15 protein-coding genes and 1 riboswitch are annotated in these 15,603 nt (G+C 60.0%); of the genes, 8 read left to right on the plus strand and 7 right to left on the minus strand.

Annotation, left to right across the window (positions count from 1 at the left end; genetic code table 11):
• Positions 1–90: 90 nt before the first annotated feature.
• Positions 91–1,059: a 30S ribosomal protein S1 gene (locus tag NW818_RS04680; RefSeq protein ID WP_011433921.1), complete on the minus strand. Its 969-nt coding sequence runs from the start codon at positions 1,057–1,059 to the stop codon at positions 91–93.
• 214 nt (positions 1,060–1,273) lie between these two features.
• On the opposite strand from NW818_RS04680, the gene obgE reads away from it, so the two are divergent.
• From obgE to NW818_RS04700, 4 genes are read left to right on the plus strand one after another with little or no spacing between them, the layout of a single operon-like run.
• Entirely contained in the window at positions 1,274–2,317 is a 1,044-nt protein-coding gene (gene obgE, locus NW818_RS04685) for a GTPase ObgE (RefSeq protein WP_414342608.1), read from the plus strand.
• A gap of 60 nt (positions 2,318–2,377) precedes the next feature.
• Positions 2,378–2,752, plus strand: coding sequence for a hypothetical protein (locus tag NW818_RS04690; protein WP_238376778.1), 375 nt, complete (start codon positions 2,378–2,380; stop codon positions 2,750–2,752).
• 18 nt (positions 2,753–2,770) lie between these two features.
• Positions 2,771–3,484 (plus strand): L-threonylcarbamoyladenylate synthase, encoded by a 714-nt coding sequence (locus NW818_RS04695; protein WP_414331536.1) that lies wholly within the window; start codon positions 2,771–2,773, stop codon positions 3,482–3,484.
• Between the two features lie 54 nt (positions 3,485–3,538).
• The gene (locus NW818_RS04700; protein ID WP_414423946.1) at positions 3,539–4,150 is read left to right on the plus strand and encodes a PAP/fibrillin family protein; all 612 of its coding nucleotides are present in this window, start codon (positions 3,539–3,541) and stop codon (positions 4,148–4,150) included.
• On the opposite strand, the gene NW818_RS04705 is transcribed toward NW818_RS04700, so the two are convergent.
• The 6 genes from NW818_RS04705 to trpC form a co-directional block, all read right to left on the minus strand.
• A complete protein-coding gene (locus NW818_RS04705; protein WP_414419253.1) occupies positions 4,147–5,040 on the minus strand; it encodes a hypothetical protein in 894 nt (297 codons plus the stop codon). The genes NW818_RS04700 and NW818_RS04705 overlap by 4 nt on opposite strands.
• A gap of 97 nt (positions 5,041–5,137) precedes the next feature.
• Positions 5,138–6,178: a sirohydrochlorin chelatase gene (locus tag NW818_RS04710; protein ID WP_414423952.1), complete on the minus strand. Its 1,041-nt coding sequence runs from the start codon at positions 6,176–6,178 to the stop codon at positions 5,138–5,140.
• 32 nt (positions 6,179–6,210) lie between these two features.
• Positions 6,211–6,347: riboswitch (cobalamin riboswitch) on the minus strand.
• Between the two features lie 127 nt (positions 6,348–6,474).
• The gene (locus NW818_RS04715) at positions 6,475–8,790 is read right to left on the minus strand and encodes a heavy metal translocating P-type ATPase (RefSeq protein ID WP_414423947.1); all 2,316 of its coding nucleotides are present in this window, start codon (positions 8,788–8,790) and stop codon (positions 6,475–6,477) included.
• A 112-nt stretch (positions 8,791–8,902) separates the two neighbouring features.
• A complete protein-coding gene (locus NW818_RS04720; RefSeq protein ID WP_414423948.1) occupies positions 8,903–9,097 on the minus strand; it encodes a heavy-metal-associated domain-containing protein in 195 nt (64 codons plus the stop codon).
• 59 nt (positions 9,098–9,156) lie between these two features.
• Positions 9,157–9,396 carry a DUF5340 domain-containing protein gene (locus tag NW818_RS04725; RefSeq protein ID WP_041436722.1) on the minus strand — a complete coding sequence of 80 codons (240 nt, stop codon included), beginning with the start codon at positions 9,394–9,396 and terminating at the stop codon, positions 9,157–9,159.
• Between the two features lie 65 nt (positions 9,397–9,461).
• Positions 9,462–10,382, minus strand: a complete 921-nt coding sequence (gene trpC / locus NW818_RS04730; protein ID WP_414423949.1) for an indole-3-glycerol phosphate synthase TrpC — start codon at positions 10,380–10,382, stop codon at positions 9,462–9,464.
• A 263-nt stretch (positions 10,383–10,645) separates the two neighbouring features.
• Between trpC and hmpF the strand changes: the two genes are divergently transcribed.
• The 4 genes from hmpF (at position 10,646) to fabD (ending at position 15,565) form a co-directional block, all read left to right on the plus strand.
• On the plus strand, positions 10,646–12,373 hold the full coding sequence (gene hmpF, locus NW818_RS04735; RefSeq protein WP_414423950.1) for a pilus motility taxis protein HmpF: 1,728 nt from the start codon (positions 10,646–10,648) through the stop codon (positions 12,371–12,373).
• Positions 12,374–12,602: 229 nt separating this feature from the next.
• On the plus strand, positions 12,603–13,706 hold the full coding sequence (plsX, locus tag NW818_RS04740) for a phosphate acyltransferase PlsX (RefSeq protein ID WP_414423953.1): 1,104 nt from the start codon (positions 12,603–12,605) through the stop codon (positions 13,704–13,706).
• Positions 13,693–14,694, plus strand: a complete 1,002-nt coding sequence (locus tag NW818_RS04745; RefSeq protein WP_414383153.1) for a beta-ketoacyl-ACP synthase III — start codon at positions 13,693–13,695, stop codon at positions 14,692–14,694. Before plsX ends, NW818_RS04745 begins: the two co-directional genes overlap by 14 nt.
• Before the next feature lie 4 nt (positions 14,695–14,698).
• The gene (gene fabD, locus NW818_RS04750) at positions 14,699–15,565 is read left to right on the plus strand and encodes an ACP S-malonyltransferase (RefSeq protein WP_414423951.1); all 867 of its coding nucleotides are present in this window, start codon (positions 14,699–14,701) and stop codon (positions 15,563–15,565) included.
• Positions 15,566–15,603 lie beyond the last annotated feature (38 nt).

A 15,603-nucleotide genomic window follows, 5' to 3' on the forward strand; every position in this document is an offset into this window, starting at 1 on the left:
AGCGCTCCGCGCCGCTAAAGCGAGAGAGGGCCGGGCTTCTCGGCGGCCTAGCTAAGCCTTGTAGCAGGCAGAAATACGCAAAGTTTGTGATCATTCCACAGCCGTCGCCGCGTATTCCAGCTCCTCTTCCACCACTTCCGGTGGGGCCTCTGCCGCTTGTCCTTGCTTAGCGGCCAGCAGTTGCTCACGGTACTTGGCTGCCATTTCCTCAGCCTTCTCGTAAACCAGCTTGGGATCCCGAATCATGTCGCCGGGATTGGGCTCCAGTTGCTTGGTGGACAGCGAGATCCGCCCCCGCTCCGCATCTAGATCGATGATCATCACCTTCACTTCGTCGTTGACGTTGAAGACGCTGTGGGGCGTGTCAACATGATCGTGGGAGATCTCGGAAATGTGCAGCAGGCCGGAGACGCCGCCAATATCGATGAAGGCACCATAGGGCTTGATGCCCCGCACCGTGCCGACCACCACCTCGCCCACTTCCAGCTTGTTCATCTTCCGCTCCACCAAGGCGCGGCGATGGCTCAACACCAAGCGGTTGCGGTCTTCGTCCACCTCTAAAAACTTCAGGGGCAGCTCTTCGCCCACCAGCTCTTCTTTTGGCTTGCGGGTGCTGATGTGGGATCCGGGGATAAAGCCCCGCAGCCCCTCAATCCGCACCAGGGCTCCACCTCGGTTGGTAGCAAAAATGGTTGAGCGAACGGTGGCATCTTCTTTCTGGAGCTGCCGTACCCGTTCCCAGGCCCGCATGTACTCGATGCGGCGGATGGAGAGGGTCAGCTGTCCCTCTTCGTTTTCTTCGGTGAGGATAAAAAACTCGCGGGTTTCTCCCGGCTGCAGCATCTCGTGCGGGTCTTCCAGGCGGCTAATCGACATCTCCTGGAGCGGCAGAAAGGCAGCCGTTTTGGCCCCAATATCGATCAAAGCACCGCGTGGCTCCACCGAGAATACTGTACCCGCCACAATTTCGCCAGGGCTGAAGTGATAGTCGTACTTATCCAGAAGGGCGGCAAAGTCTTCAGTGGTAAAACCTACATCGGCAGCAGTGAATCGACTCATAGGGGTGCAGTAACAGATCAGTTGCGCGGGATAAAGGGTAGAAGGCCAGTTGAGTTTAGCAGAATCCCAGATGAGAGTGCATTCACTCTCCCACTTTCCCACCTGTGGGGGATGTGGCTGGGAAATACTATCGTAGCTTAGAGGAGCGTCTTTTGTGGCAAGTTTTCCGGGGATCTTGCCAAGCTGGAAGATAGAAGATTTGGGAGAAGAACGATTGCACTTTATCGACCAAGCCGAAATTGAAGTGCAAGGGGGAAATGGCGGAGATGGCATCGTTGCCTTCCGCCGTGAGAAGTATGTGCCGGCTGGGGGGCCATCCGGCGGCAATGGCGGGCGGGGCGGCTCGGTGATCTTGGTGGCCGATCCCGGCCTGCAAACTCTGTTGGATTTTCGCTTTCAACCGGTGATCAAGGCGGAACACGGGGCCAAAGGGGGGCCCAACCATCGCAGCGGGGCCAGTGGTGCGGATCGGCTGGTGCGGGTGCCCTGCGGTACTGTGGTGTTCAATGCGGAGACGGGGGAATTGTTGGGCGATCTGGTGGGCAAGGGGGATCAATTGCTGGTAGCCCGTGGGGGCAAAGGCGGCTTAGGCAATGCCCATTTTTTGAGCAACCACAATCGCGCCCCCCGCCAATTCACCAAGGGCGAAGCGGGAGAACGGGTGCGCCTGCGCCTGGAGCTGAAGTTGATTGCCGAGGTGGGCATTGTCGGCCTGCCCAATGCGGGCAAGTCCACTCTGATTTCGGTGGTCTCCTCTGCCCGGCCCAAGATTGCTGACTACCCCTTCACCACGTTGCAGCCCAATTTGGGGGTGGTGCCCCATCCATCGGGAGATGGGGTGGTGTTTGCCGATATTCCGGGGCTGATCGAGGGGGCGCACTTGGGGGTGGGGCTGGGCCATGAGTTTTTGCGCCATGTGGAGCGTACCAGGGTACTGATTCATTTGGTGGATGGCACGGCGGCGGATCCCGTCAAGGATTACCAGGTTATTCAGCAGGAGCTGCGCGCCTACGGCCACGGGTTAATCGATAAGCCACAAATCCTGGTTTTGAACAAGATCGATGTTCTGGATCCCCAGCAGGTTGCCGAGCGCGCCCAGAGGCTGTCTGCTGCTGCCGGCACTTCGGTGGTGACCATTTCTGCGATTGCCAAGCAGGGGCTGGATGCCCTCTTGCAGCGGGTGTGGCAGTGCCTGGGTCGGGGATCCCAACAGCCTGCGCAGTTGGATCTTGTGGGGGCAAAATCCATCCAGTCCTAGGGCAGAAGAATCTTAGAATAGGAAAGCCCCTGCCTTCCCAGAACCCAGAGACGAGTGGCTATGTATATCTCGGCGGAGGATCTGCCACCGGATTTGCGTCAGATCATGTTGGCTGTTGAACAGGCGGCCCAGGCGAGGGCGGGAGCGTGTGTGGAGCTGCTGATGCTCCTGCGGCTGCTGGAGGAGTTGCACCGCGCGATCCTGGAAGGTGCCTTTCGGGAGTCTTTGCCCAATACCCGTCAAGCTCTGTATCGGGTGCTTCAGGATTTGGAAGAAGCCGGCGACTGGCCCTATCTGCCCCGTCTGCACATCCAAGCCCTGATGCAACAACTGAAGGACTGGCCCGAATCTCAGGGATCCCCGCCCGCGTCGGTGCCACCGACCCCCCGCCCTCTTGTGGAAAACCCCCTGGGGGGTAGCTGCTCCCAGTCTTGACCTCTTCCCATCTGCCCGATGGCCGAGTACTTTAAGCTGCATCCGCAACAGCCCCAGGCCCGTTCCATCCGGCGGATTGCGGCGGCTTTGCGGGAGGGGGCGGTGATGCTTTACCCCACCGATACAGTCTATGCCATTGGCTGCGATGTGACCCACAAACAAGCAGTGGAGCGGGTACGCCGTATCAAGCAGCTCTCCAACGACAAGCCTCTTACCTTTTTGTGCCCTTCTCTCTCACGCATTGCCCACTATGCCCAGGTAACCGATTCGGCCTATCGGCTGATGCGGCGGCTGATCCCGGGCCCGTTTACGTTTCTGTTGCCGGCCACCAAGCTGGTGCCCAAGTTGGTGATGGAGCCCAAACGGAAAACCACCGGCATCCGCGTGCCCGACTCGGCCATTTGTCAGGCTTTGCTGGAAGAGTTGGGCAATCCAATTGTCTCCACCTCTGCCAAGCTGGGGGGGGATCCCGTCGGATCCCTGGACTTAAGTTCTGGGCAAGCCTGGGAGTGGGAGAGCGACCCCTGGGATGAGGGTGGGATCTTTGCGGCTGAAGAGATGCGGCAGTTGGAAAAACAGGTGGATCTGGTGCTGGATGACGATGCCCCCCGTCGGGCCAAGGTCTCTACGGTAATTGACTTGACGGGATCCGAGCCGCTGGTGGTGCGGGCCGGGCTGGGGTATGAGCAGGTGGCAGATCTAAATCTGAAACCCGTAGAAGAAGACGGTTGAGGGCAGCCGGATCTGGCGTTCTCTAAAATGGGGTTGATGCCTTGGAGTGTGCTCATGGCCCTGGCTCAGCAAAAATCGGCTCTGCTGCACCTGCTGGAGGCAACCGACCGGGGCCGGAAAGTCTCCCCTGACCAAAAAGCCCAGATTTTGTCTCAAATTGCCGTCCTAGAAGCGCTCAACCCCACCCCCAAGCCAACATCGGCTCCTGAAGGGTTGGAGGGGAACTGGCTCACCCTATTTACCACGAGCACAGCTCTGCTGCGGCTGGCACAGTTGCCTTTTTTGACCACCGGCGAGATCTACCAGTGTATTCGGGCCAAGGCTGGACGGGTCTTCAACGTGGCGGAGATCCAGGGATCCGGTTGGCTGGAGGCTTGGGTGCCACGGGGAGTCTTGGCTGTATCAGCGCGCTTTTACCCCGAATCGGAGCGCCGGGTGAGGGTGATTTTCGAGCGATTGGTGTTCGGATCCCAAGCTTTGATGAGCTACGAGATCGAGAGTTTTCTCGATTTGCTCGAGCGGGCTCCGGAGCGGATCCCGGCTATTCAAATCGATATCCGCCGCCGCGAGCCAACGGGTTGGCTGGATATCACCTATTTGGATGAAGACTTGCGGCTGGGTCGGGGCAGCGAGGGGAGTGTATTTGTTCTAAAGCGGGTCGGCTAGTCGGAGGATCCAGAGGACTCCGTTTCCGCCCTTTCGTGAGATGGGTTTTGGGTTAGGGTGGAGCTTATTTCCTGTAGAACTTGCAAGGCGCGGTAGGACTCTCGCAAAGTTTGCAGCTCTTGCTGAGTTTGCTCCAGTTGCCGGGCTTTTTGCTCCTGTAAGAAGCGCAGCCTTTGATTTTCGGACGCCGTGCGACGCAGAACGTGCTTGAGTTTCTGCTTCTGCTGCTGAAGCCGAGTCCGCCTCACCTCCAACTGCTGCAGTTGGATTTCTTGGAGTTCCAGTTCTATTTTCAGAGTGGCGACCTGCATCTGGAGTTGGCGAAGTTTTTGGTTGAGCTCTGGCTCTGGTGTGGGTTTTGCCGACTCAGGGCTTGGGGAAGAAGGTGATGACAATTCTTGTAGGGGCTGCAACTGTTGGGCCTTGGCCTGCGAAGCTTGATCCTGGTGCTGCTCGCCCTGCAGTCTTACTTGAGTGTGTTCGCTTACTTCGGTTTCAGTTTCCGTCTGCTGCTCAGCTTGATCAAGAATTTGTCGATCGCGGATCTGGGTTTGAGGATCCTCGTCAACCGACTGCAAAGGGAGAGAATCCTCCTCGGGTTGCCGAGGGTTGCCGCCATAATCGGCGGGATCAAAGGGAGACAGAGCCGCTACCAGCGAGGCCCGAAAATCAGTCCAGGAGCCCGACTGCAGACCCATCTGAACCACCCGCCAGGCCCCATAGGAGGCCCCAGCGGCAGCCAGGATCCCAGGGATCCCGGCCAGGGAGAGGGAAACCTTGGGCAGGGTGGGCAGGATCTGATCCAGCAGCCCCACCACCAGGGCGAAAACAAAGATCCCGCTCCCCGCGGCAGCGGCACCTGAAACCCAAGAGGAGCGGGAGAGCATCATCGTTTTTTCGTCATCACAACCGCTAGAGCGGGAAAACCAGGTTCAAAAATGGCCTGTCTGCACTCAGTTTATCCCGCCAGCAGCCTCTGTTTCCCTCTTAGGGCACCTGCCATGCCCGTTGGTGGTAGCCCTCTAATTGGGCCCAGGGATCCCCAGCCGCTGCGTGGGTGTGGCCGTGCTGAGGGTGATGGTGAGAATGAGGGTGGTGATGGGATCCGTGCCCGTGATGGTGGTCATGAGGCTCGTGAGGGTGGTGATGGCTGGATCCAGCTCCAACCTCTGCGCTCACGGCCAGGCGAAACTTGCACAGGTGGCAGTTCATCGGGGTTTGGCCCTGCAGGGCTTCCTGCTCCAGTTGCTGCAGGCTGTGCAGCACCGTATCCACAAGGCCCAATTCCGGCAGCATCAGCCAGTCGATTTCCGGCTGTCGTTGTCGTTGTTTCTCCACTGCCGCCTCGATTTTTTTCACCAACACCCCCGTAAACAGAAAGTAGGGCAGCACGATCACCCGGCGCGGATGCCAGGACAAGGCCCGCTCCAACCCCACAGGCAGGCGGGGATGGGTAATGCCGATAAAGCAGGTCTCCACAGCGGCAAACCCGGATCCTTCCCAAAGCAGCCGAGCCAGTTTACAGGCTTCGGCATTGGCCTCAGGATCGCTGGAGCCGCGACCCACAAATAGGAGCACGGTTTCTGCCTCTGGGATCCGCCGCGGTTGGGCAGCTATCAGAGCAGCCAATCGGTCTCGCAGCAGTTGCAGGATCTCGATGCGGATCCCCAACGGCCCACCGTAATGAATGCGCAACTGGGGATAGAGGGCCTGCAGGCGATCCAGTTCCATCGTCACATCGAACTTGTTGTGGCGGGCCCCAAACAGCAACAGCGGCAGGGCCACGATCTCCTGCCACCCTTGGGCCAAGCACTGCTCTACCCCCTGGGCAATGGTTGGCTGGGTCAGCTCCAGAAAGCAGGGGATCACCGGTCGATGGGGGGTGAGAGCTTGGTAAGCCTGGGCTAGCTCCAGAAAGGCTTGCCGCCCTTGGGGGTCGCGGGATCCGTGGCCGATAAGCAATAGGGGCAATGAAGGAGAAGCAAGCTGCCCAACCGAAAGGGGAGGGGAAACACTGAGGGTATTCAACACAAAAAACTCCGTTCCTTGTGAATCGCAAGGGGTACAGGACAACGGCAGGTGGGTGTTCTGGCTGAGGGAGGGATCCCATCACAGTTGCGTCACAGTGGCGGACTTGCACCGCGCTTTCCCCAGTCTGCCTGAGCCTTTTAGGTTAGCTTGCCGCTTGTCGTTCACCAAGCCCCCTGGGGGGATGTCCTTGTCTGCCAGAAGATAGCCCTGAGGCATGAGCGGTACGGCAGACTCATGCTCAAAGGGCAGCAAAACTGTTGCCGCGCTAATCCCCCTTGCCCCTGGGAGAGGGCCTAACGCCGGCCTGCCGGTCTGTGGGCTCGAAAGTGTCGCAGGCGCAGGGCATTGGCGACCACCGAAACGGAACTCAGGGCCATGGCTGCCCCCGCCAGCATAGGGTTGAGCAACCAGCCTGTAAAGGGATAGAGCGCCCCAGCGGCAATCGGGATCCCCAGCGTATTGTAGATAAAGGCGAAGAAGAGGTTTTGGCGGATGTTGTTGAGGGTGGCCCGGCTGAGTTGAATGGCAGTGGCGACTCCGCGCAGATCTCCCGACATGAGGGTAATATCGCTGGCGGCCATCGCCACATCCGTACCTGTACCAATGGCGATCCCCACATCAGCTTCTGCCAGAGCCGGAGCATCGTTAATGCCATCTCCCACCATCGCCACCCGCCGTCGCGGTTGTCTTAGGCTGCGTATGTAAGCTGCCTTCTGATCCGGACGGACTTGGGCAATTACCCGCTGAATGCCTGCCTGCCGAGCAACCGCTTGGGCCGTGGTGGGGTTATCCCCGGTTAGCAGGATCACCTCTAGACCCATCTGTTGCAGCTGTTGCACTGCCTCAGGAGAGGTGGGTTTAAGCGGATCGGCAATGGCCAACAGCCCCACCAGGCTCTGGGATTGGGCTACGCCGATCACCGTTTTGCCCTGGCTTTCCCAATTCTGAACCCGCTCTGACCAAGAGGGATCCCAGGGGATCCCCATCTCCTGTAGCCAGCTCAGCCGACCGATGCGGATCCACTGGTCTTCCACCCAGGCTTCTGCCCCACTGCCTATCCTTGCCTGAAAATGCTGGGCAGGAGGGATCACAATTTTTTCGGCTTCGGCTTTCTGCACCACCGCCTGGGCCAAAGGGTGTTCCGAGTGCCGCTCTACTGCCGCTGCCAGGCGCAACACCGTCAGGGGAGAGGAGCCATTAGCCCAAATATCGGTGACGGTAGGGCGACCTTCGGTCAGGGTGCCGGTTTTGTCCAAGACCACCGTGCGCAAGTCGTGGGCCAATTCCAGGCTGTCGGCACTTTTCACCAGGATCCCCAATTCTGCCCCTCGTCCCGTGGCCACCAGGATCGAGGTGGGGGTTGCCAACCCCAGCGCACAAGGGCAGGCGATGATCAGCACCCCAATCGTGTTCACCAAGGCCAGCGTCAGGTTGTCCGCCAACACCCACCAGAGCACGAAAGTTAGAACTGCCACCCCAATCACCGCCGGCACAAACCAGGAGGTGACCCGATCCGCCAACTGTTGAATCGGAGCTTTGGATCCCTGAGCTTCCTGCACCAAGCGCACGATCTGGGCCAGAACTGTGTCTTTGCCCACCCGCCGCGCTTCCATCACAAAGCTGCCCGTCCGATTCAGCGTTGCCCCAATCACCTCATCCCCCGCCGATTTGACAACAGGCAGGCTCTCGCCGGTCACCATCGACTCGTCGAGGGTGGAGGATCCCTCTAGGATTACCCCATCCACCGGCACCTTCTCTCCGGGGCGCACTCGGATCCGATCCCCCACCTGCACTTCCCGAATCGGAATATCCTGCTCCACCCCATGGCGGATTACCCTCGCCGTTTTCGGTTGCAGCCCGATCAGCTTGCGAATGGCCTCAGAGGTTTGCCTTTTGGCCCGTTGCTCCATCCACTTACCCACCAGGATCAAGGTGGTGACCACCGCCGACACCTCATAATAGACATCCGGGTGCAGTCCTTGCCGGTGAAAATAGTCGGGGAAAACCGTTGGGAAAACAGAATAGAAAAAAGCCGCGCTCGTCCCCAAGGCCACCAGCGTGTTCATATCCGCTGAACGCCGTTGCCAAGCAGCCCAGGCTCCCCGGTAAAAATGCCTGCCCACCCAAAACTGCACCGGAGCCGTCAGCAGCAACTGCAACCAAGGATTGTGCAGCCACATGGGAAAGCCCGGGATGTCCATCCCCAGCATCATCGGCAGGGATCCGATCACCAGCACCGTGCTGATGCCCACCCCTATCGCCACCTTGAGCTTCAGTTCCCGTTCTGCGGCCCGTTGGGCGATCCGCTCTGGATCCGACAGATCGTCCAGCTGCCAATCCTCCTGGATAAGGCGCGCCCGATACCCCGCCCGCTCCACCGCCCGAATCAGCGCCTGCGGATCCACCAGCCTGGGATCCCCTTTGACGGTGGCCTGCTCGCTGGCAAAATTCACTGATCCGTGGGACACCCCCTGCACCTGAGCGAGGGCCTGTTCGATGCTGCGGGCGCAGGAGGCACAGCTCATCCCTTGCAGGGCCAACTGCCAAGTGCCCTCAGGAGAAGGCGCAGAGGCCGATAGTGCACCCGATGACCCTTTATGGGCAGACATGGCAACACCTTGTTGATGAAACGACAGCTACTCTCCACCCTGGGCAGGGCGAAGGCAGCCATCTGTACAGAAATTCAAAACAGACGCCCGACCGTTCCCGGCCCAAAATTGACTAGGCCGGGGGATATCCCACCTGGGTGAGGGCCTGCCGCAAATCGCTCACAGACCGCCCAGAAGTAATCCGCACCTGTTTGGTTTTGGGATCCCCTTCCACCTGCGCCTGGGGATCCAGTTGCCGCACCGCTTGCGCAATGGTGTCCACGCAAGCCCCACAGGCCAGCTTGGGCACCGTCAAAACAACCTGCATCTTGGAAACCCCCCCCAATGCCACTGAAAGGATGCTAAACCTTACAGTGGGCTGGAAGGTCAAGAGGGAGGCTGAGGCTCGTCCATATTCCAGCGGTAGTCCACCTGATAGCCCCGCTGTCGCCACTCTTCCTCCAGTTGCACCTGTTGGGTGAGGGCTTTGCGCAGGGAGTTGATCAGCTCTTGCGTGCGGCCTCGGTTGCCAAAATCCTGTTCCTCTACTGCCGGAAAGGTTTGCCGCTCCAACACCCGCAGCAGAAATTCGTAGTGGATGTGAGCCGGCACAGGAATACGTTTCATCGGTCTGAGCAATCCTTAGAGATCCATTGTTCTTAACAGAGATCCATATGATGGAGGGTTCTCATTCACTGAGATGACAACAGGTGGCGCACAGCTTGGCCGGGATCCGGCTGGGTCACCAGCGCTTCCCCCACGAGCACAGAGCGCACCCCCCAGGCCCGCAACTGCTGCAAATCGGCAGGGGTATGGATGCCGGACTCGCTGACAATGGGCAGCTCGCCGAGGAGATCCGAGTGGGCGGCCAACAGGTCGCGCGTTGTGTTCAAGTCCACCGCAAAGGTTCTCAGATCGCGATTGTTGATGCCAATGAGCACCTGCCCCCTGGAGTCTTGCAGTTGGGGCAAACGCAACACCCGCTGCAACTCTTGGGAAGTGTGCACCTCCAGCAGAGCTGCCATGCCCAATTGCCGAACCAGCTTGAGAAAATAGCCCAAGTCCGCATCCGAGAGAATGGCGGCAATCAGCAGCACCGCATCTGCCCCCAGGCTGCGGGCCCAGAGGATTTGGTAGGGGTAGAGGATGAACTCCTTGCAGAGGATGGGGATCCCTGCCGCTTGACGGATCTGCCGCAGATACTCGCCACTGCCCTGAAAGAACCGCTCATCCGTCAGCACCGAGAGACAACTGGCCCCACCGGCCTCATAGCTCTGGGCAATGGCTACCGGGTCAAAGGGATCCCGGAGGATGCCGCGGCTGGGGGAGGCTTTTTTGACCTCGGCAATCACAGAGATAGGGTGAGGCGACTGGGTGAGGGCCGCCACAAAATCCCGCACCGGCGGGGCTTGATCCAGTTGCCGTTGCAATTGCTTCAGGGGAAGCTGCTCCCGTTGGCGCTCCACCTCCTGTTCTTTGTGCCAGACGATCGCTTCCAAAATGTGGCGCGGTTTGGCTTCCGGCGCTGTTGTCTGGTACACCTGAGAGGCTACGACCACCGGCGGGGCAGGAGAACGCCGACGAACAGAAAGCGGCTCACCTTGCAGCTCCATACAACCCCCGAACACAACTCTACACCACACCCTAGACTACCTTAGTGCTCCGCCACCGGTTTGAATAGCTACCCCAGGCATCCCCAAAACTCATCTGGCGAAGGCGTTTTTTTTACCCTATGGTTGAGTCTAGAAAGGTGGTGTAGTCTTTATGCGCCTCGGCGAGCCATGTTCTGGCGGCCGTCCATTTTTCCCCGGCCAGGGGCAGTGGCTCGGTGGGGTCAAGGCTGGTGCTGTCCATGCTGTTTTAGAGGAGTTCAGGCGTGCTGTACCTAGCAGAGCTATCCAAGCCAATTGGATTTGCCAAGTCGTCTCTGCAATTGCTGGCCAAGCAGCAGCAGGACAATACCTGGGTGGCCGTGAACGAAGAATCCATTACCTTGGAAGGCCGCATCGCCCAGGAGGCTGGGCGCTTCAAGGATGGGTCATTGGTGCTGGCGGAAATCTCCGGCAACCGTCAGGTCGCCCGCATCAGCGAAGCCGCTCGCCAACTGGTGACCTATCTGCAAAACTTCAGCCAACTTCAGCTCAGAGCCCGCAGCCAGGAAGAGGAGATCGAGGTTTGGAAACAGTCCCTCACCTTTCAGGCGCATGAGCTTACCCGCCGCGAGATGGAGCTAGCAGCCCAGGAAGAAGAGGTGCAGCGGCTGTATGAGCAATACAAGAGTGTGGAGGAAGATCGCAAACTTCTGGACAGCCTCAAAGAGGAACTGGCAGCCCAGCAAGCTTACTTAGCTGAACAACAGCGCCTGATCGGAGAGCAGCGGGAAGCTCTGAATCGGCAGCGGCAAGAGTTGGAAGCCCAGTTGCAAGAAGCTCGCTCCAGCCGCTTGGGGGAGGCAGAAGCAGCGCAGCTACAGGCTTTGGTGCAGCAGCTCCAGGAGACTCTACATCCGGCTGGGGATCCCTTGGCGCTTCTGCAAAGCTTGAAAAGCCACATTCAGCAGCAGCAGGAGCACTTGAATCAACAGATTGCCCAACTGGAAGCAGAACGTCAGCAGGCCCAGGCCCGGCAAGACGAGCTGGATCGAGACTACCGCGCTTGGCAAGAACGCCACACCGCTTGGTGGGGATCCCGACAATCCCTGGAGCAAAGCCAAGCAGAGTGGCAAACTCGACGGGGATCCCTGCGAGCCCATCAAGAGCACCTGCAGAGGATTCTCCAGCAGCTGCAATCTCAAGAGAGCCTATACCAGAAAGCCTCTCGTCTGGTGCAGGAGTACGACTTTATCGTCGATGGCAGCAGCAACGGCAGGGCTGGGGAGCCGGCGATCTCGGTCGAGGAGCTGGCGGCTTTGGTCAGCCAACTGCGCCGAGATTACGAGCAGCGGGCGGCCCAGGTCAGCCAGCAGCGGGCCGAACTGGAGCAAAACCGGCAAACCCTGCGGGAGCTGCAAGAGCGGCTGGCCAGCGCCTCTCCAGAGGAGCGGTTTGACATCGAGATGGATATCGACTATGCCCAGTCTGCCTGCAGTGCTTTGGAAGAAGCCCTGCTGCCTCAGGAAAAAAACCTGCAGCGAGAGTATGAAGAGTTGACCCGCCAGGAAGCCCGCCTTAGACAGCTGCAAAATCAAGCTGCTGCCCCGGTTCAGGTCGATATTGGGCCGCTCCTGGAACAGATCGGCAGCCAGAAGCAGGATCTTCTCCAAGAAAAAGGTCGTCTGCAAACCCTCATTCAACAACTGGAATCGTCCTTGCCTTCTCAGCAGGAGCAGCTCGCCCGCCAACGGCAGGAATTGGAGCAGCAGTGGCAACACCTGGAGCAAGAGGAGGGATCCCTGCGGGCGCGCGCCCAGGCCATGGCAGAAACCTGGGGTCGCCTGAATCACCTGCAGGCCACCCTCTACCCAGAGCGGGATCGGTGGGCAGCGTTGGCGGGAGAATTGGCGCAGTTGGAGACGGAGCTGAGCCAACACCAAGCCAGAAACTCCACCGCACGCGACCACGTCCAGCAGGTACACTCTCTCTTGGCTGCCCTCACGCAGGCGTGAGGGAGTTCACGTTTCCTGTGGGGGGTGGGGAGAACCGGCGCAAGGGGAACTACGGCCTTAATTGAGGAAAACAAATCTGGTAAAATTCGCTAGCACCCTGCAGCCACTGGGGCTCCCAATTCTCGGGCGAGGGGACTGCAGAGGTTAGTGCGTTTTGCCCCGCTTCCTGCTTGCAGTTGCCAAGGATATTCCAGTGTGAGGTCAGCTTGTGCGAATTGCGGTCGATGCGATGGGGGGTGACTACGCTCCCGAAGAGATCATCAAGGGCGCCCTGCTGGCCCATCGGCAGCTCCGGGTCGGGATTGCACTAGTCGGTCGTCCAGATTCCCTCAAGCCCTTTCTGCCCCAACCCTTGCCTGCTGGGATCACCATTGTGCCTGCCGAAGAGGATGTGGGCATGGCGGAAGAGCCGCTGATGGTGCGCAAAAAGCCCAAAGCCTCCATCAACATCTCGATGCAACAGGTGCGCTCCAACCAAGCGGATGCCGTGGTGGCCGCCGGGAATACCGGAGCAGCGATGGCTGCGGCCTACCTTCATTTGGGCCGGCTGGCAGGGATCGATCGCCCGGCCATTGGCGCTCTTTTGCCCACTTTGAAAGGCAAGCCGGTGCTGCTGCTGGATGTGGGGGCCAATGTGGATTGCCGGCCCCGCTTTTTGGAGCAGTTTGCCCGCATGGGATCCCTCTACTGCCAGTGCGTGCTGGGGATCGAGAAGCCGCGGGTGGGCCTGCTCAACATCGGCGAGGAGCCCAACAAGGGAAACGATTTGGCTCTGGCCACCCACCAGCGCCTGGCCCAATTGCCAGGGATCCATTTTGCCGGCAATGCCGAGGGGCGGGATGTGCTGACCGGGGAGTTTGATGTGGTGGTGTGTGACGGCTTTGTGGGCAATGCCCTCCTCAAGTTTGCCGAGAGCGTCGGACAGGTGATCACCCAGGTGCTGCGGGAGGAGCTGCCCCGCGGTTGGCGCGGCAAGTTGGGCTGCTGGCTGCTCCGACCCAACCTAAAACAGGTGAAGCGGCGGATGGACTACGTGGAGTATGGCGGCGCTTTGCTGCTCGGAGTCAACGGCATCTGCGTGATTACCCACGGCAGCTCCAAGGCGGCGATGGTTTACCATGCCATTCGTTTGGCCAAAGAGGCGGCAGAACAGAAAATCCTACAGCGGCTGCAGGCGGAAATGGTTGACCCTCGCGAACCTGAATCCAACCCCAGGCGGCGCACCCGGCCCCTTCAGGTCTACTCTGGCTCTGGCCCGGAAGTGTTGCCGTTGGGATCCCTGGAAAGGACTTCCTCCCGCTGTCCCGAACCCGTGGAAGATGCCCAGCCATAGCCTCCCGACCGTGCGGCTGGTGGGGGCAGGGGCTGCCCTGCCGGATCCCTGCCTGAGCAACGACGATCTCGGCCAGATCGTCGAAACTTCCGACGAATGGATCTGGCCCCGCACCGGCATTCGTCAGCGGCGCATTCTGCCCCCTGAGCTGAGCTTGGTGGATTTGGCGGTCCAGGCAGCCAAGGCCGCTTTGGCTCAGGCCGGGATCTTGCCTCAAGACCTGGATTTGATCCTGCTGGCCACTTCCACCGGTGTCGATCGGTTTGGCTCGGCCCCTCAGGTGCAGGCAGCTCTGGGAGCAACGCGGGCGGTGGCTTTTGATCTGACGGCAGCCTGCACGGGCTTTGTCTTTGCAGTGGCCACGGCAGCGCAGTTTTTGCAAACCGGGCTGTACCGGCGGGCCTTGGTGGTGGCGGCGGATGTGCTCTCCCGTACGGTGGACTGGGCAGATCGCACCACCTGTGTCTTGTTTGGAGATGGGGCCGGGGCGGTGGTTCTGGAGGCGGGGGAAACCGGCGGGATCCTCAGCATTGAGCTGCGCAGCGATGGCAGTGGCAGCCAGCTGCTCAGCTTGTCCATGGCTACAGAGGCCAAGCCCCTGGTGGGATCCCTGCAGGTGGGGCAGTATCGCTGCTGCCCCATCACCATGAATGGCCGCGAGGTCTACAAGTTCGCCGTCCAGGCGGTGCCGGAGGTTATCGAGAAGGCTCTCTTCCGGGCCGGGATCCCGGCGGAAGCAGTACAGGGATATTTTATTCATCAGGCCAACCAGCGCATTCTCGATGCAGTAGCCAAGCGCCTGCAGCTGGATCCGCAGCGGGTGGCCAGCGTCTTAGAGCATTACGGCAACACCTCGGGCGCTTCGGTGCCGATTGCCTTGGCCACTTGGATCGAGCAGGGACGCTTTGGCGCCGGCGATCTGGGGGTGATGGCGGGCTTTGGCGCCGGCCTTACCTGGGGGGCGATTGTGTTTCGTTGGGGGAAATGAATTAATGACCGTTGCCTGGATCTATCCCGGCCAGGGATCCCAAGCGGTGGGCATGGGAAGGGATTTGCGGAACTGGCAGGGAGCAGCCCAGAAGTTGGCTTTGGCCCGCCAGATGCTGGGATGGGATCCCCTAGATTTATCGGAAGACCAGATCCACCAGACCGGCTACACACAACCGGCTTTGTTCACCGTATCGGCCCTGTTGACGGACTATCTCTACGCCCAGGGACAGGCTCCTGCCTGCACTGCTGGCCACAGTCTGGGCGAATACAGCGCCCTCTACGCTGCCGGCGTGTTTGATTTCGAAACCGGCCTACGGCTGGTGGCGCTGCGGGGCCAACTGATGGAAGCCGCAGGGGATCCCCCGGGCAGCATGGCGGCAGTGATGGGGTTTGACCGCGACAAGCTGGAGCACCTGTGCCAGATGATCCCCGATGTCACCCTTGCCAACGACAACAGCCCGGATCAGGTGGTGATCAGCGGCTCAGTGGAGGGGGTGCAAGCCGTCTGTGAGCAGTTGCAGGCCAAGCGCACCGTTCCCCTCAAGGTAAGTGGCGCCTTTCACTCGCCCTTTATGAAGGCTGCTGCCGAGGAGTTTGCCCACACCTTGCGCGCTGTTGACTTTCAGCCGCCGCGAGTGCCCGTCTACAGCAACTGCACTGCCACCGCCAGCCGGGATCCGCAAGCCCTTAAGCAGGCGCTACTGGCCCAGATGACTGCCCCTGTCCGCTGGCGAGAAACCGTGTTGCAGATGGCCGCCGACGGCATCCAAGAGGTGTGGGAAATCGGCCCCGGCAACGTGCTGACGGGCTTGGTGAGGCGAACGGTGCCGACCCTGACGCGGTGCAATTTCAGTAACCTCAGCAGCTAGGGGATCTGCTATGGAGCATGACTCTAGTCAATAATAAG

This window comes from Synechococcus sp. R6-5 (assembly GCF_047461775.1).
Classification (GTDB): domain Bacteria; phylum Cyanobacteriota; class Cyanobacteriia; order Thermostichales; family Thermostichaceae; genus Thermostichus.

Coding starts and splice junctions, on each gene's coding strand:
- NW818_RS04680 (WP_011433921.1), bottom strand. CDS start 1,059: ATGAGTCGATTCACTGCTGCCGATGTAGGTTTTACCACTGAAGACTTT.
- NW818_RS04690 (WP_238376778.1), top strand. CDS start 2,378: ATGTATATCTCGGCGGAGGATCTGCCACCGGATTTGCGTCAGATCATG.
- NW818_RS04695 (WP_414331536.1), top strand. CDS start 2,771: ATGGCCGAGTACTTTAAGCTGCATCCGCAACAGCCCCAGGCCCGTTCC.
- NW818_RS04700 (WP_414423946.1), top strand. CDS start 3,539: ATGGCCCTGGCTCAGCAAAAATCGGCTCTGCTGCACCTGCTGGAGGCA.
- NW818_RS04705 (WP_414419253.1), bottom strand. CDS start 5,040: ATGATGCTCTCCCGCTCCTCTTGGGTTTCAGGTGCCGCTGCCGCGGGG.
- NW818_RS04715 (WP_414423947.1), bottom strand. CDS start 8,790: ATGTCTGCCCATAAAGGGTCATCGGGTGCACTATCGGCCTCTGCGCCT.
- NW818_RS04720 (WP_414423948.1), bottom strand. CDS start 9,097: ATGCAGGTTGTTTTGACGGTGCCCAAGCTGGCCTGTGGGGCTTGCGTG.
- NW818_RS04725 (WP_041436722.1), bottom strand. CDS start 9,396: ATGAAACGTATTCCTGTGCCGGCTCACATCCACTACGAATTTCTGCTG.
- trpC (WP_414423949.1), bottom strand. CDS start 10,382: ATGGAGCTGCAAGGTGAGCCGCTTTCTGTTCGTCGGCGTTCTCCTGCC.
- plsX (WP_414423953.1), top strand. CDS start 12,603: ATGGGGGGTGACTACGCTCCCGAAGAGATCATCAAGGGCGCCCTGCTG.
- NW818_RS04745 (WP_414383153.1), top strand. CDS start 13,693: ATGCCCAGCCATAGCCTCCCGACCGTGCGGCTGGTGGGGGCAGGGGCT.
- fabD (WP_414423951.1), top strand. CDS start 14,699: ATGACCGTTGCCTGGATCTATCCCGGCCAGGGATCCCAAGCGGTGGGC.